The sequence below is a fragment of the Flagellimonas sp. genome (genome assembly GCF_965215805.1).
Taxonomy (GTDB): domain Bacteria; phylum Bacteroidota; class Bacteroidia; order Flavobacteriales; family Flavobacteriaceae; genus Flagellimonas.
Window position 1 is genome coordinate 641,546 of record NZ_OZ244124.1, and the last position, 14,882, is coordinate 656,427.

The following is a 14,882-nucleotide window of genomic DNA, read 5'->3' on the forward strand; positions in this document are numbered from 1 at the left end:
TTATGGATTTTATCCAATATGAGAAATACAACCTTCAAACATATGGACAAGTACGCCATAAAAAGGCTCCTATTGGAAATAGGCCAAAACCGCCTGAACAGAGAGTGCGAACAAAAAAGACTTCCCTTGCCCAAACGGGTAAGGATGTTCTATTTGGAACAAAATGCCAATTGCACCTTGCTGAAATATAAATACCAGCAGGGGGAGCGGGTGATCATGAAAGTAGATGAATTTGAACTGCCCGAAGCTGGATGGATCAGAACCCAACAGCTCTAATGTTCTGAGGTGCCCATATACGTCAGTTCGAGTGTCCCAAACTCAATGTTACCGCCAACTTAAAACTGGTGGTTCCATCCCACCAAATTAAACAAAGTAAACCAAGAATGCCACAAGATGTACTTACACCCTGCTTGACTGGGTGATCTTGCGGGAGCGAGAGGGCTCGGGTTTAGAAATTCATTAAAATATTGGAATTCCAACTTCCTTTTTAGAATTCTCTAATAAAAATTTTAGCAGTTCATCATGTCTTCTTTCAAAAAACAACTTTAGTGCTTCCTCAACACTCTCAACAGTATAACCCTCTCTAAAGCTATCATTCCATACTCCTTTAACTTTAAACGAATAATAAATCATGTAACCAAATCCTTGGTTATCAGGATATGCGGTTATACCAAAGTCGTAGTCGTTTATATGATCCTTTATACCAATTGTTGGGTTTGATTTGACATCTGGAAGGTTCATTTTTTCGACCTGATCTTCCCATGGAAAATTCCTAAATTCTCTAATTATATTCTCAATATCGGTGACACCTTTGTTATCAACTTGGTGATTTTCGTAATTATAAAACTGAAAATTGTATGTGATTTTATCAACTGGTTTATGCTTTGCGACACAACTAAGAAGTGTTGCAATCAATAATAAAGTGTAAACAAATATTCTCATATAAGGAACGGAGTAGTTAGAGTGAATCGTTTGTTTCATCCTTGGAGAATTGGATAATAATTTTCTTTAGTTTAGCACCGTTACCTCCAGTTTTCAACTTGTAGTCTCACCCAACCAAATTAAACAAATTAAGCTTGGAATACCACAACATGTACTTCCACCCAGCTTGACTGGGTGATCTTGCGGGAGTAGAGGGCTCGGGAGCGGGGGCTTTATTATTTTTCATTTTACCAGGTCATATTATCTGAATATTCTTGGCCCCTATTGTCGTTGTAGTCTCTAATCTTCTTAAATGCGAAAGTCTGAACGTTGATTTCCCAAATTGCGGAGTTTCCGCTCCAAGGATCAGTTAAAACTTCAACCATTTTCAAATTCTTTGTGCGAATAGAGTGTATCCATTTTAGGTTCTCGTCATCTATTCTTTTCCATTTTTTTGGTGTCCATATCGTCAAATGCTCTCCAGCTACAATCGCCCATTCGTTGTTCTTATCAATTAGTCCACAACTTGGGTCGCCATAGAAATCGTCTTCCATTAAAATCTCACCTGTTAATTTGTCTTTCAGAAAGATGGTTTCAAATTCAATTTCAAGTTTTAATCTATCAGTTTCGTAAAGAATCTTCACTTGGTTAAATGGTCTTTTTTGCATGAATTACAACGTTCGAATAAAAATCCTTCAATTCAAATGGCCTATTCATTAATAAAAAGCTCAAAACATCACCGCTAAAACTCAAAAAGCTCCTCAATCTTAACATCCAGGGCTTTGGCAAGTAATACCAAATTGGAAATAGTGGTGTTTACTTCGCTATTCTCAATCCGCCACACTTGATTTTTTGAAAGTCCAGCGATAGCCTCCAATTTGGTCTGCGATAAATTTCGCTCTTCCCGCAAAGCTCTCAGGTGCAATCCAAAGTCTCTTACAAACAACTTTTCTTCGCTGCTTAATTTATTCCTCAAAACCCTCTGCAAAAAATTCGGTTATAGTCAATTCAAAGTATTCCGAAATCCTTCGAATTGTGCTGAATTTGGGATCCCAGCGACCTGTTTCTATCCTCCCAAAATGAATTCCAGTGTCATTATAAGCGTCCTCTTGGGTAAGGTTTCGATTATCCCTTAGTGATTTTATCCTGTTGGCCAATTGGCCTAGAAAATCAACATTATGATCGCCTTGTTCGCTCATACGACAGCAATGTCAATAATTAGCACATTGAAATTAATGACGTTTACGTCATTTTATGTATTTTTACATTAACCCCATCTAAAAATCCAACAATCCAAACATCCAATCCCATAACCTACGCCTATGCCAACCACACCCATTCTGCAAATTATCCAAAACTTTGTCCACCACAGTCCTTATAACTGTATGGAAATAACCTTTGCCAATCATCTGGTGCTTAACAGCCAAAACCAACTTCCCTTTCTGCCCGTACTCAAACAACACAGTCGGATCATGCTTTGTAAAAAGAGCCCTAATGGCCTGGTTCAAATGCTGGTGGCGGACAATCCCGTCTTCAACTTTTCCTTTGATTTTGTCTTGCCTACTGAGCAGGAGTTTTATCTGGGCGCCATGTCGCACCTACCCAGCCCCTTAGATCAAGGCCACTTGCACATGGATGCCGACCAGCTCACCTTGTGCTACCGCATCAATGCCAAGAATCCCAAGCTCAGGGTCTATGTTTCGCAGACCTTTACCCATGTATATCATGTAGAAAAATTTCCCTCGGGCCATTTGGTGTAGCAGCGTGCAGAGTTTAAGAAAATATTGGGGATATATAAGGAGTTTTTTTCCTTTATTTGCAGGCTCTTGGGGTAAATATTTTGGCTTGATATAAAAAACGAATACCCCTATAGGCAGAAAATATCAAAGTATCCCTTATATTTAGCCAATCTAGATTAATTTTAAATAAAAATGACCGAAGATTTATTAGCAAAGGCAAAGGAGTTTATTGGCAGAACTTTGAGTCATATGTCCACCAGTGATAGGGTTGCGGCTTCTAGAGAGGCAAAAGCCCTTATACTTTCCATTAACGAAATCTATAAGGAGACCAAAGACCAAAACCTTATGGACGTTATGAAGGAGCTTACCGAAAAGAAGCGTAAGATCGAAAAGCGCCTAAAAGGCACTCCGCTGGTTTAATCCCGTTCCATTTCTTGGAAAAGGGAATCAATTCCCCTGTTTTTTAAAGAGTGTCCCGCCCACTATCAAGGCCGCGGATATGATCATCACGTTTTTAATGATATACTGCCCTTCCAGGGTAGGCAATAGGTAGTTTCCATCTTGAAAGGTGATTTCCGGCAGAAACACCAAAGGCATAAAAGTGCCCACCATTTGAAGCAGCAATAATGCAATGGCAATCTTGGTGGTCTTTCGGAACAAAAAGGTAATCCCGATTACGACTTCCCACCAGCCTATGACCACCAACCACATCTCTGGCGAGCCAAAGGGCAACCAGGCCACCGTCGCCTTCAAAAGTCCCGTTGCGGCAGAAAGCCCAAAGGGCTTTAAAATTCCAAACCAGAAAAAGATAATGGCAAAAGAAATGCGAACCGCGGGAATACCCCATTTACGCATGCGTTTGGAAATGGCTTGGTCAATTTGGTGATAGTCCATAGGTTTTGGTCTTGCCACAAAATTACATAGCAACCCCCTAGTTATCAAGCAGAAAACCCGGCTTTCCTACAAAAAACCAGAGGGTCATTTTTCATTCCTACAAACTGCAGGGAAGTCGATTTACCATCCACAAAAAATTTGCTACCAATTATGTGCTTTTTGGGGCAACCAATAAAAATGTAACATTATGATTGGGCTTTCTCAGTAATTTCGGAGAGAAGATAAAATGCAACCACCAGAACACAAAAACGTTACAATGAACACTGTAGAAGAAAAAATGGGGTACATATTTTGGTATTTCGTACTGGCCTGCTCGGTGGGTTCGCTGATCACCAGTTTATACCATTATATCAACTAACCATAAAACAACGAGGGCCGCTTACGCGGCCCTTTCCTTTTCCATTTCTTTTCAACTATCCCTTGATCTCCAAGATCTGACGAATCATCTGATTGGTGAATCCCCATTCATTGTCGTACCAGGTCATCACTTTTAACAAATCCCCATCCACTACTCGGGTCATTGACAGATCCACGGTCGAGGCATACGGGCTTTTGATAATGTCCGAAGAAACAATAGGCTCGTCGGTGGTATCCAGCACATCGGCATAACGATCCGTTTGGGCTTCCTCCACAAGTATTTGGTTCACCTCTTCTGCTGTCACAGGCCGTTCCGTAACAAAGGTCATATCTGATATAGAACCTACAGGCACGGGAACCCTAATGGCCACTCCATCAAACTTGCCCGCATAGGCTGGCAGTGCCTTGGTGGTGGCAATGGCCGCTCCTGTTGTTGTCGGAATCAGGTTTTGTGCCCCTGCCCTTCCCATTCTAAAGTTCTTGGCCGATGGAGCGTCTACCGTACCTTGCGAAGCAGTATAGGCGTGAACAGTGGTCATAATGGCCTTTTTAATTCCAATACGTCGGCCCAAGACCTCAACCACTGGACTAATGTTGTTGGTGGTACAGCTGGCACAGGAAAATACGCTTACATTCCCATCCTCTGAATTTACACCATGTACTACCGTTGGAGTATCCGCACTTTTGGTAGGTGCGGAAATGATCACGGTCTTGGCTCCTGCTTTCAGGTGGCGTTCTGCATCCTCACCTTTGGTGAAGACCCCAGTACTCTCGATCACCAAGTCCACATTGTGTTCTCCCCAGGGCAATTCCTCCGGGGTGCGGATGGAGGAGTAGTGGATTTTTTGTCCGTCCACCACCAAAGCATCCGCTTCGTGGGTTACCTCTTTTTCATATTTTCCATAGACCGTATCATACTTTAAAAGGTATGCGGTATTTTCTATGGAAACAATGTCGTTTACGGCCACGACCTCCAGGCCGGGAGTCTCGTTGATCACCTTAAGGGCGGCCCGTCCAATACGGCCCATCCCGTTGATTCCTATTCTCATTTTTAGTGTTGTATTTGTTATTACTTGTTTACATGCCCTTAGTCCGAAAATCACCCCAAAAATTACAGTGTATAACGCACTAGAAAATTGGCGTTAGAGCCAGTCAATTTTGGGCCACATGCCCTCCTTTTTGCTATGCAGTTTTTCCATTCCCCGAAGCATTTCATCTAAGAGCACAATAGCTTCATTGATATATGGTCCCTTGTTGAGCATTACACACTCCGCACGCAAGGAGGAGGTTATGTCCGTAATCTCGGAACGCGAAGGCAGCCCACTTTTGGCCAAGCCTTCCAATACTTGGGTGGCCCAAACCACTGGAATGTGGGCGGCACTACAAAAGGAAAGGATTTCCTCCTGCACCTTGCCCATATTTTTCCAACCCACCTCCAAAGCCAGGTCGCCACGGGCAATCATCACCCCAACATATTGGGTCTTCATGGCGGCCAACAGTATTTTCACCAGGTTTCTATATGCAAATCGGGTCTCGATCTTTAAAATGACGCTTACCTTGTCTCTTGCCCCGAGCTGTTCCAGTTGGTCTAGAAGTTCATCCACATCCTCAGCTGTGTTCACAAAAGAAAAATTGACGATATCGGCATACTTGGCCACAAACTTTAAATCTTCCCTGTCTTTGTCCGTTAGGCCAGAAAGGCCCATATCCAATGTTGGAAAATTGATTCCTTTTTCTGCCTTGAGTCGCGCGCCATTTTCCTTGGCCTTTACAATCCTGACCATGAAATGGTCTTTGTGAACTTCGGTGATGACGCCTTCTATCTTCCCATCATCAAAGAGGATAGGTTCCCCTTTTTTGGCTTTAGAAACCACTTTTGATGGTAGACAGGGGATGCTTCCCGCATGTATCTGCTTTCCTTCCTCATCAAACTGGGGAAGTTTTCCTTGCTCCTCGTTTGCCGTTACCGCCAAGAGGTTGCCTGTGTACAGTTCAATGTATTTCTCCGTTGCTGGAAGCTCTCCAATAACACCCTCTGGAATGGATTCCCTGTGTGGTTGCAATCGAGTTCCTGTTTCCAGATAAACCGTTCTTTTACAATGCAAGAGCACTTCTCCTTCTTCCAGTTTATGTACCACCAGTTTCCGTTTTTTTCCACGGGTATCCTTCAGGATGAATTTATCCCCAACCTGTAGCAAGGCTAGCCAGTCCGAAGCAACTGGAACTGCAGTGGGGTCAATACCCTTTTTGTCCTCGGGGAGCCATCTAATTTGGGCTGGGGTTTCCACTATCCCAAGCACCGACCTTTTGGGTTTAAATTTCAACACCTTCGGCCCCAATCCCAGAGACCCTGTCCTAATTTTAGGGCCTGCCAAATCCATGGCAATCTTTACATCGGTTCCACATTCGGCAGCTGCCTTCCTCACATTATCGGCAATGGCTTTCCAGGTGTCGGGATTGTCATGGGCACAGTTGATACGTGCACAGTTCATCCCATTTTTTACCATTTCCAAGACCTTATTATAGTCATGGGCAGATTCGGTTGGCTGTGTGACCATGATCCGTACCCTTCTACTTTTTTTGGGAGTTGGAAATAGGGCATTGGTATGTTTTCTTAGTCTCTTTTTGCCCTGTCCAATTCCCAAGACAGGCGATGGATATTCCTTGGAAGGTTGCCCCATCAACCTTAATAGGTTATGTGCATTGGTAAGGCTCCCCAAAATATTGCCTTCGGCATTGGCGAAACGGGAGAGCCCAAGCCGTTTCAGTTTTTTTTGGATTGACCTAAGATCATAGGTTCTAAAAGTACTATAATGCAACAGGTTTTTGGCACTTTCCTGGTAGGTTTCACAAACCTCTTTTAACAGCGCTTCATTGTCCCTTTCATTGGCGGTACAATTTTCAATGATATCTTCCAACCGTTTGGCAATGGAAGGTAGTTTTTCTGGGTCGATGTTCATTATGGGAGGTTTGACTTAGCAAAATTTCAACTTAAAAACTAAACTGCTGCTGATATATATCAGGCTTAAAAACTTTTGTCATTCGGACTGCCAAACTGATTCCATCTTGCGTACCGAAACATTTTGAATTGCTTCTGTGCTATCCCGATTTTCCAAAATCAGTTCATTGAAAGGTTGGTTTGGGAATATTTGGTCTGTCAAGGTAACCAATCCCCCATCCACAAAAACCTCAATGGATGACCAATCCAGTAAAATGGAAACCTCATACAGTTCATTTTTCAATGGAGTTAGAGGCGCATGGTGTTTTTTGTTGCCAAATTCAGCCTGAAAGTCCACTTTGCCTGAGTTCATGCGGTCCAGCAAAAGCGACTTACTTTTGGAATCCATAGCTAAATCCAAGCTTTCCCCTTCAGCATTTTTTAGGGTCACCTTAAAATCCTTGGAGGCCGTCTTGAACTGAATTTTGGATTGGTGCACCCCTGGAATTTGCAAACTTTTGGTCTCACCCGAAGCAATCTCCAAGTTCTCCACCAAAATCGTGGACATCAAGTCGTCAACCGATGCTAGGGGATAATTGGCCAAGAAATAGTCATCCCCAATCTTTTGAAGCGATATATTCCTAGGCACTGTCATGGCACTTCTCCATTTTTCCGTAGGGGTGTCACGGGCATAATCCCAATTGCTCATCCATCCAATAAAAATGCGTTCGCCATTAGGGGTGTTATTATATGTAACCCCGGCGTAGTTATCCGTGCCGTAGTCCAACCACTTGGCTTCTGTTTGATCGGTTGTGAATTTCATCCCATCAAACTCCCCGATAAAATATTGCGTGCCACTGCCCCCGTTAGGTGCTCCAGGATTTATACTGATGATCAACACCCATTTCTCCTCATCAGTTCCCTCTACCTTGAGTTGGAACAAATCCGGACATTCCCACACCCCGCCATGGGCTCCGTGGTTTTTGCCAAAATCACTGATATGTTCCCATTCCTTTAAGTCCTCGGACTGATAAAATTTCGCATGGTCACCTGCCACCAAGGCCATAATCCACTGTTGGGAGGCCTCGTGCCAAAACACTTTGGGATCCCTAAAATCCTTGATGCCGCCGTTGCCAATTACGGGATTTCCCTCATACTTTGCCCAGCTTTCCCCATTGTCCAAACTATAGGCTATCCCTTGGGTTTGAAAGTCATTTCTTCCCGCTTTCTCCCCTTCCATTAAATGATAGGTATACGCAGCCACCAAAGGAGATTCCCCATTTTTGGCAAAGCCGGAAGTATTGTTTTTGTCCACCACCGCACTTCCCGAAAAAATGAGGCCGTGCTCGTCCGGGTAGAGTGCGATGGGTTTATGTTCCCAATGTACCATATCCTTGCTTACCGCATGCCCCCAATGCATGGGCCCCCAAACAATATCTTCTGGGTAGTATTGATAAAATAGGTGGTAAATGCCATCATTATAGACCAGCCCGTTGGGATCGTTCATCCATTTCTCTTCGGGAGAAAAATGAAATTGAGGTCGATAGGCTTCTGTGTAATACTTCTTATTTTCCTGTGGAACCACCTTATTTTGTTGCTTTTCTTGTTTGCAGGAAACCAAGAAACAACACAGTAGTATTGGAATGATCAGTTTTTGCATGCGACAAAGGATTAAACGGTATATTAAGATAAGGATATTCTTCCATCACCATGGTAAAATGTATCTTTGATTGTAATTTTCGCAGGCAGCATCGAACATATATTCTTAAATCCTGATTCGCCAAAATCCCTAAATCATTTTCATTGGATAAACCGAAGCATTTACTTTTAATCTTTACCAGGAATCCTGAATTGGGCAAATGCAAAACCCGATTGGCAGCTAAGGTAGGAGACCAAGCTGCTCTGGACATCTATAAATTCCTCCTGTCCCATACGGTCAATATCACTTCTGAATTGGATGTGACCAAATGGGTGTTGTACTCCAATGACATTTGGGAAGAGGATATCTGGACCAATGGCACCTACCAAAAAAAGTTGCAAAATGGTACCGATTTAGGCCAGCGAATGCTAAACGCATTCCAGAAAGGATTTGAATCCGGTTATGAAAAAATCATTATTATTGGAAGTGATATGTACGATTTGTCCCAAGCGGATTTGGAATCGGCATTTTCCCAATTGAACCAGCACGATTATGTAGTTGGCCCCGCCGAGGATGGGGGGTACTATTTGCTGGGAATGACAGTATTAAAGAAGGAATTGTTTCAAGACAAACAATGGGGAACAGAAACCGTGCTTGAAGACACCTTAAAGCATTTGGAACAGGAAAAAGTCAGCATGCTATCTGTTAAAAATGACGTAGATCATTACGAAGACATTAAAGATATCAAGGCATTCCAGCCTTTTTTAAAACATATGAAAGAATGACCAAAAAACAGCTTGAAGAATCTGTAGAATACTTGAAAAAAAAGGGATTTGAATCCCCAGAAATAGGCATTGTTCTAGGTACTGGGCTTGGGCAACTGGTAGGTGAAATAGAAAATCCCGTTGAAGCCCATTACAACCATATCCCCTACTTTCCGCTGGCCACTGTTGAATTCCATTCGGGAAAGCTTATTTATGGCACCATAGCGGGCAAAAAAGTGGTGGTGATGCAGGGAAGGTTTCATTTGTACGAAGGCTATGATTTTTTGGACATTACTTATCCCATTAGGGTGATGCGCCTTTTAGGTATTCAAAAACTGTTTGTCTCCAATGCCGCGGGGGCAATCAACCTCAACTTTAAAAAGGGAGATATGATGTTGATCGAGGATCATATCAATCTGCAAGGTGGCTCTCCTTTGGCATTTAAAAATGTGGCCGAGTTTGGCGATCGGTTTGTGGACATGGCTGAACCTTACGATGTGGAAATGCGAAAAACATTGGAGGCCATAGCTGCAAAAAATGGGATTACCCTACAAAAAGGTGTTTATGCCTCAGTGGTAGGACCACAACTGGAAACCAAGGCGGAGTATCGAATGCTTAAAATATTGGGCGCAGATGCCGTGGGAATGAGTACGGTTCCCGAAGTAATTGTTGCCAACCATTTACGACTACCCATTGTAGCGGTATCTGTTTTAACGGATGAGTGTGACCCAGACAATCTTCAACCTGTTAATATTCAGGAGATTATTGAGATTGCCGGCAATACCGAACCAAAAATGATTCAATTGTTCAAAGAACTAATTAAAGAAATATGAGCTATTTAGAAGCGACCCACGATTTATATAAGGAGGCGGCCCTGACCCCAGATGTAGGGCTTTGTTGTACCACCAATCCCATTTGGCAGTTCCCAGGGCTATCCATCCCAAAGATCATGCAGGAAATGAACTATGGATGTGGAAGTACCGTTTCTGCGCAAGATTTGGTCAACGACCCCAAAGTTCTTTATGTTGGAGTTGGAGGTGGCATGGAACTACTACAGTTCTCTTACTTTTCTAGACAAAAAGGAGGCGTTATTGGCGTAGATTCCGTGGATGAGATGTTGGAGGCGTCCCGAAACAATTTCAAAATTGCCGAAGAAGAAAATGACTGGTTCAAAAGTGAATATGTGGATTTGGTGAAGGGGGATGCCCTGAACCTGCCCGTAGCGGATGAGAGCATTGATGTTGCGGCCCAAAATTGCCTGTTCAACATCTTTAAAATGGAGGATTTGAAAAAAGCGGTATCCGAAATGTATCGCGTGTTAAAGCCTCATGGACGTTTGGTGATGAGCGACCCCACTTGTGAGCAGCCTATGAACGATGAGCTACGAAACGATGATAGATTAAGAGCTCTTTGTCTTAGCGGTAGTATTCCTATCAAGGATTACGTAAAGGTGCTTACGGATGCAGGTTTTGGAACTATAGAAATCAGGGGTCGCAGGGCATACCGTGTGCTTTCGCCCAACCATTATCCAACGGATGAATTGGTTTATATTGAGTCCATAGAGATTGCCGCCATCAAAGATCCGATGCCAGAGGACGGGCCATGTATGTTCACTGGTAAAACGGCTATTTATTTTGGTGACCAAGAGTATTTTGATGACAATAAAGGACATGTCCTGCTTCAAAATCAGCCGTTGGCGGTTTGTGATAAAACGGCTGCCGCCCTTCAGGAAGCATCAGATGAAATATTTGTCAGCGAAAGTACTTGGCACTATAACGGCGGAGGTTGCTGTTAAAAACAGATTGGGGTCGATCCCCAGCTTTATAAATTAAAAAATTGCTACTTATGGGTTTAAGCCCTCAATGGCCATTGGTTCTACTTTTGGCGTGGTTTTTTGGTGCAATACAAACGTATGCCCCCAATTCCCATCCTGAGGCCCAAATGGCAAAACATACTGCACGTCTTTCAGACTACCCAAGTCATGAGGCTTGGGGGAAGCTGCTTAAAAAACATGTTGATGATTTAGGTAATGTGGACTACCAAGGATTTCAAAAGGAGGTATCCCAATTGGATACGTACCTAGAGGAACTATCCCAAAATGCACCCAATTCTGAATGGAATAAAAATCAGAAACTGGCATTTTACATCAATTTGTACAATGCAGCTACGGTAAAACTGATTGTGGATCATTATCCAATTAAGAGTATTCGGGATATACCCAGTAGGTGGAAAAAGAAATGGATCGCGTTGGAGGGCAAAGAAGTATCCCTTAGCTATATTGAGCACCAAGTGTTGCGAAAAATTGGGGAACCCAGAATACATTTTGCCATAAACTGTGCCTCCTATTCCTGTCCTAAATTGCTCAACGTTCCCTTTACGGCCCAAAGCATGGAACGTCTACTTTCCAAAACGGCGGTTGATTTTGTGAATGATCCCAAGAGAAATCGATTTGAGGGAAATCGGGCGCAGCTTTCCAAAATATTTAAGTGGTATAAAGGCGATTTTACGGAAAACGAAAGTTTGTTGGAGTATATCAATACGTTTCTGGAAAACCCTGCTCCAAAAAACGCCCAAATTGAATTTCTTGACTACGATTGGAGTTTGAATGAAGCCAAATAAGACCATAAGTATCATCATTCCTGTCCTAAATGAGGAAAGTTTCATTGGAAACATCTTAGATCATTTGGCCAAAACCGGAAACTCCGGGCTTATCCAGGAGATTATTTGCGTTGATGGCGGAAGTCAAGATAAAACCGCAACGGTTTCCGAAGCCCACGGGGCAAAAGTAGTGCGCTCGGACAGAGGAAGGGCCAAGCAAATGAACTTGGGAGCCCAAAAAGCCCAAGGTGACATTCTCTATTTTTTGCATGCCGATACGTTTACCCCAAAAGATTTTGATCAAAAAATCTTGAATGCAGTGGCGGAAGGTTATGACTCTGGCTGTTTTAGGATGAAATTTGATACCAGAAATCCATTTCTTCGGTTCTTTGCCTATATGTCCCGTATTAACCATAGACTTTGTAGGGGCGGAGATCAATCCCTATTTGTCAAAAAGGAACTGTTCCAAAAAACCAAGGGGTTCAACGAGGCTTATTACATTTACGAAGACACGGAATTCATTACACGCTTGTACAAAAAAACAGCGTTTAAAATCCTACCGGACGCGGTCATCACCTCTGCTAGAAAGTATCGGGAAAAAGGGTGGGTAAAAGTGCAATTTCACTTTGGAATGATTCACCTGAAAAATTATTTGGGTGCCCATCCTGATGAGCTATATCAGTATTACAAAAAGCACATTCTTGCTTAAGTAAAAAGTAAAAGGGGCTATTGCTCTATCTGTAAATCCGCATAATCCTTTAAAATGCCATCCGTAATCCAGTTGGCAAATTTCCTTTTGTCCGATCGCACGGGTATGGCATCCACTGCTCTATCTTGGGAACGCTTGTTTACCGTAATCAAGCTAATGGCAGGTAAGGTATTCCTAGCTAAAAAAAGCGTGCTCTTATCATCAAATATCTTACTATCGGTGTTGGCCTTTTTAACTGTGCTATTTGCCTTAAAAACATGCTGAAGATTCTCTGCTAAACGCTGTCCTTGTTCACTGTTGCCATGATGCAAGACGGATACATCCAGATTCCCCGCCTGTAAAATGCCGTTGGCCCGTATGATCAATAATCTTTGATATTTTCCATGGTTCTGCAAGTACCGCTTGTTGATTGCCTCAACATAGTTGCCCAACCTATCTATTTTGGTTAATTGAGTGGAGGTAGCCATTTCCTTTTCATCCCCATTGCCCATGACAAATACCGTGGCACCTTGCTCCAAAAGTTCCGCAGCCAAGTTTTTGGCAATATCCTGTACAAATTGATTTTGGGTAGAGCTGCTATCCTCGGCAATCACGTAGTACACTGCATCCTTTAGGGTCTTATTTTGGTGGGACATCTTACCCAACTCCTTATCAAAAATGGGTTCTTCTGCCTTCTTAGCGGCCAAAACCCTTACTCCTTTGCTCTTGTAGGAATCGTCAGTTATTGGAATTCTATATTCTTTCCCTATCTGTAACAAGCTTCCATCTTTGATGTTGTCCTTGTTCAGGTCGATAAAAGTTTCGTAGTGCTTAACCGGATCCAAACCTTGCTTTCGAAGCATGGAGAATATGCCATCGCCTTTTTCGGCCACGACCGTATAAAAGTTGTCTTGAGCAAGAAGTGCGGAATTCATGCCCACCCACAACAATAGTGCAAGTAGTAATCTCATTAATTCAAATGTTGCAGGGGTGCAACACAAAGATTGCAAAAAGGCCCGAATTTGAAAAGAAATTGTAGGAAATTCTTTGTGAAAAATCAAAAGTATTGTCCAATACCAAAAACGATACCCTTGGCTCCCATATTGGTGATGCCATGTCCATAATCTATCCTAAAAATGGCATTGAAAATACGCTTATGGATAAACCTCACCCCTATTCCAGGGTAAATCCTTATGTTTTGATCATCACTAAAGTCGCTAAAATCGCCCCCAGGATTACGCCATGTTCCCCCGTCAATAAAGACGTTGCTCTGCAGCACAAACCAATCCTTGTCTATCAAGGTATGCCTGTATTCCGTATTGAGGACAATGGCGCCGGTACCCCGATCAATGATATTGCCCACTCCGCGAATGTTTAGATTATTGTCCACTGCGAAAGGAGCAAATGGAGTATCAATATTGCTGGACAATCCCAATCTTAATCTGTTGGCCCAATTCCCGCGTTGACCGACACGTACGAAGTAGGTGAAATCATTAAATCCTATAACAAATTCGGGAAGCATTCCACTGGTACTGTGTACATACTGCAAGTTCAGAGAGCTCTTGAATCCAGATAAATATTGATAATAATAGTCTATACCATCATAATTGTAGATCAACTTCAACAAGTATTTATCAACTTCCAAATCTTGTGGTACATTGGGATCGGTTTCCCCAAAAAGGTAATCGTAGTTCTCGGTGAAGAAGTTGATTCCAAATTCAAACCTATTCCTAAAATTAACCTCAAAAAGACCCAGTACCTCAAAAGATTTATTGTTGTATCTATAGTCGGCCGTACCTGAATCCAAAAACACAGGTTCCTGTGTTCGTAAATCTTGATAGCTAATAGCCAATCCCAATTTACTGGAAAAGAGATACGGGGCCCGTAGGTGGGCGCCATAGGAATTAAAGATATCACGTTGATAAAATCCGCCTAAAGTGATATTGTTCCCCAACAGATTAAATTCCTGCAACCCCAAGCGAAAGGCAAATTCATCATTGTTGGAGGTATAAACATTCGCAAACGGAATCAAGGTGAAGTTCTCCTCAATACCGTAAAACACATTGTATGTCCCTTCCTCCAAGGCAGGAAAAACTTGAAAATAGGCATGGGAAACCGAAGGGAGTCGCTTTAGTCGGTAAACATCCTCTTCCAGAAGGGTGGAATCCAGTTCCATTCCAGGTTTTAGCCGTACAATTTTCTTTATGAAATTGGTTTTGGTCCGCTCATTGCCTTGAATCTTAACATCCACGACATTGTTTTGAGCATATCCAGATACCGCTACCAACAAAAGCAGTATGGACATTAGTTTTCCCATAGCAGCCGTCAAATTTTGAACTTAAAT

At 42.6% G+C, this 14,882-nt stretch carries 18 protein-coding genes; 8 read left to right on the plus strand and 10 right to left on the minus strand.

What is annotated here, in order from left to right; all coding sequences use genetic code 11:
• Window positions 1-42: 42 nt before the first annotated feature.
• Entirely contained in the window at window positions 43-276 is a 234-nt protein-coding gene (locus tag ACOOE0_RS02850) for a hypothetical protein (RefSeq protein ID WP_420400968.1), read from the plus strand.
• 183 nt (window positions 277-459) lie between these two features.
• Here the strand turns inward: ACOOE0_RS02850 and ACOOE0_RS02855 are convergent, their stop codons facing one another.
• The 4 genes from ACOOE0_RS02855 to ACOOE0_RS02870 form a co-directional block, all read right to left on the minus strand.
• Window positions 460-981: a hypothetical protein gene (locus ACOOE0_RS02855; RefSeq protein ID WP_420400969.1), complete on the minus strand. Its 522-nt coding sequence runs from the start codon at window positions 979-981 to the stop codon at window positions 460-462.
• 188 nt (window positions 982-1,169) lie between these two features.
• Complete coding sequence (locus ACOOE0_RS02860) at window positions 1,170-1,589, minus strand: hypothetical protein (RefSeq protein WP_420400970.1); 420 nt, start codon at window positions 1,587-1,589, stop codon at window positions 1,170-1,172.
• A 74-nt stretch (window positions 1,590-1,663) separates the two neighbouring features.
• Window positions 1,664-1,897: a helix-turn-helix domain-containing protein gene (locus ACOOE0_RS02865; RefSeq protein WP_420400971.1), complete on the minus strand. Its 234-nt coding sequence runs from the start codon at window positions 1,895-1,897 to the stop codon at window positions 1,664-1,666.
• Window positions 1,887-2,120 carry a helix-turn-helix domain-containing protein gene (locus tag ACOOE0_RS02870; RefSeq protein ID WP_420400972.1) on the minus strand — a complete coding sequence of 78 codons (234 nt, stop codon included), beginning with the start codon at window positions 2,118-2,120 and terminating at the stop codon, window positions 1,887-1,889. The genes ACOOE0_RS02865 and ACOOE0_RS02870 overlap by 11 nt, the downstream gene beginning before the upstream one ends.
• Before the next feature lie 123 nt (window positions 2,121-2,243).
• On the opposite strand from ACOOE0_RS02870, the gene ACOOE0_RS02875 reads away from it, so the two are divergent.
• Window positions 2,244-2,681: a hypothetical protein gene (locus tag ACOOE0_RS02875; protein ID WP_420400973.1), complete on the plus strand. Its 438-nt coding sequence runs from the start codon at window positions 2,244-2,246 to the stop codon at window positions 2,679-2,681.
• 171 nt (window positions 2,682-2,852) lie between these two features.
• Window positions 2,853-3,080: a hypothetical protein gene (locus ACOOE0_RS02880; protein WP_138837758.1), complete on the plus strand. Its 228-nt coding sequence runs from the start codon at window positions 2,853-2,855 to the stop codon at window positions 3,078-3,080.
• Window positions 3,081-3,107: 27 nt separating this feature from the next.
• Here ACOOE0_RS02880 and ACOOE0_RS02885 read toward each other — a convergent pair whose 3' ends face one another.
• The 4 genes from ACOOE0_RS02885 to ACOOE0_RS02900 form a co-directional block, all read right to left on the minus strand.
• Entirely contained in the window at window positions 3,108-3,554 is a 447-nt protein-coding gene (locus tag ACOOE0_RS02885) for a hypothetical protein (RefSeq protein ID WP_420400974.1), read from the minus strand.
• Window positions 3,555-3,967: 413 nt separating this feature from the next.
• The gene (gene gap / locus ACOOE0_RS02890; protein WP_420400975.1) at window positions 3,968-4,960 is read right to left on the minus strand and encodes a type I glyceraldehyde-3-phosphate dehydrogenase; all 993 of its coding nucleotides are present in this window, start codon (window positions 4,958-4,960) and stop codon (window positions 3,968-3,970) included.
• A 93-nt stretch (window positions 4,961-5,053) separates the two neighbouring features.
• A complete protein-coding gene (locus ACOOE0_RS02895; RefSeq protein WP_420400976.1) occupies window positions 5,054-6,871 on the minus strand; it encodes a pyruvate kinase in 1,818 nt (605 codons plus the stop codon).
• Between the two features lie 78 nt (window positions 6,872-6,949).
• Window positions 6,950-8,509 carry a glycoside hydrolase family 32 protein gene (locus ACOOE0_RS02900; RefSeq protein WP_420400977.1) on the minus strand — a complete coding sequence of 520 codons (1,560 nt, stop codon included), beginning with the start codon at window positions 8,507-8,509 and terminating at the stop codon, window positions 6,950-6,952.
• Window positions 8,510-8,652: 143 nt separating this feature from the next.
• On the opposite strand from ACOOE0_RS02900, the gene ACOOE0_RS02905 reads away from it, so the two are divergent.
• The 5 genes from ACOOE0_RS02905 to ACOOE0_RS02925 all read left to right on the plus strand — a co-directional run bounded on the left by ACOOE0_RS02905 (window position 8,653) and on the right by ACOOE0_RS02925 (window position 12,559).
• The gene (locus tag ACOOE0_RS02905; RefSeq protein ID WP_420400978.1) at window positions 8,653-9,273 is read left to right on the plus strand and encodes a TIGR04282 family arsenosugar biosynthesis glycosyltransferase; all 621 of its coding nucleotides are present in this window, start codon (window positions 8,653-8,655) and stop codon (window positions 9,271-9,273) included.
• On the plus strand, window positions 9,270-10,085 hold the full coding sequence (locus ACOOE0_RS02910) for a purine-nucleoside phosphorylase (RefSeq protein ID WP_420400979.1): 816 nt from the start codon (window positions 9,270-9,272) through the stop codon (window positions 10,083-10,085). Before ACOOE0_RS02905 ends, ACOOE0_RS02910 begins: the two co-directional genes overlap by 4 nt.
• Window positions 10,082-11,047: an arsenosugar biosynthesis arsenite methyltransferase ArsM gene (gene arsM / locus ACOOE0_RS02915; RefSeq protein ID WP_420400980.1), complete on the plus strand. Its 966-nt coding sequence runs from the start codon at window positions 10,082-10,084 to the stop codon at window positions 11,045-11,047. Before ACOOE0_RS02910 ends, arsM begins: the two co-directional genes overlap by 4 nt.
• A 146-nt stretch (window positions 11,048-11,193) precedes the next feature.
• Window positions 11,194-11,871 (plus strand): DUF547 domain-containing protein, encoded by a 678-nt coding sequence (locus tag ACOOE0_RS02920; protein WP_420400981.1) that lies wholly within the window; start codon window positions 11,194-11,196, stop codon window positions 11,869-11,871.
• Window positions 11,858-12,559, plus strand: coding sequence for a TIGR04283 family arsenosugar biosynthesis glycosyltransferase (locus tag ACOOE0_RS02925; RefSeq protein ID WP_420400982.1), 702 nt, complete (start codon window positions 11,858-11,860; stop codon window positions 12,557-12,559). Before ACOOE0_RS02920 ends, ACOOE0_RS02925 begins: the two co-directional genes overlap by 14 nt.
• A 17-nt stretch (window positions 12,560-12,576) precedes the next feature.
• Here ACOOE0_RS02925 and ACOOE0_RS02930 read toward each other — a convergent pair whose 3' ends face one another.
• The gene (locus ACOOE0_RS02930; protein ID WP_420400983.1) at window positions 12,577-13,509 is read right to left on the minus strand and encodes a hypothetical protein; all 933 of its coding nucleotides are present in this window, start codon (window positions 13,507-13,509) and stop codon (window positions 12,577-12,579) included.
• A gap of 86 nt (window positions 13,510-13,595) precedes the next feature.
• Entirely contained in the window at window positions 13,596-14,855 is a 1,260-nt protein-coding gene (locus ACOOE0_RS02935) for a POTRA domain-containing protein (RefSeq protein WP_420400984.1), read from the minus strand.
• Window positions 14,856-14,882 lie beyond the last annotated feature (27 nt).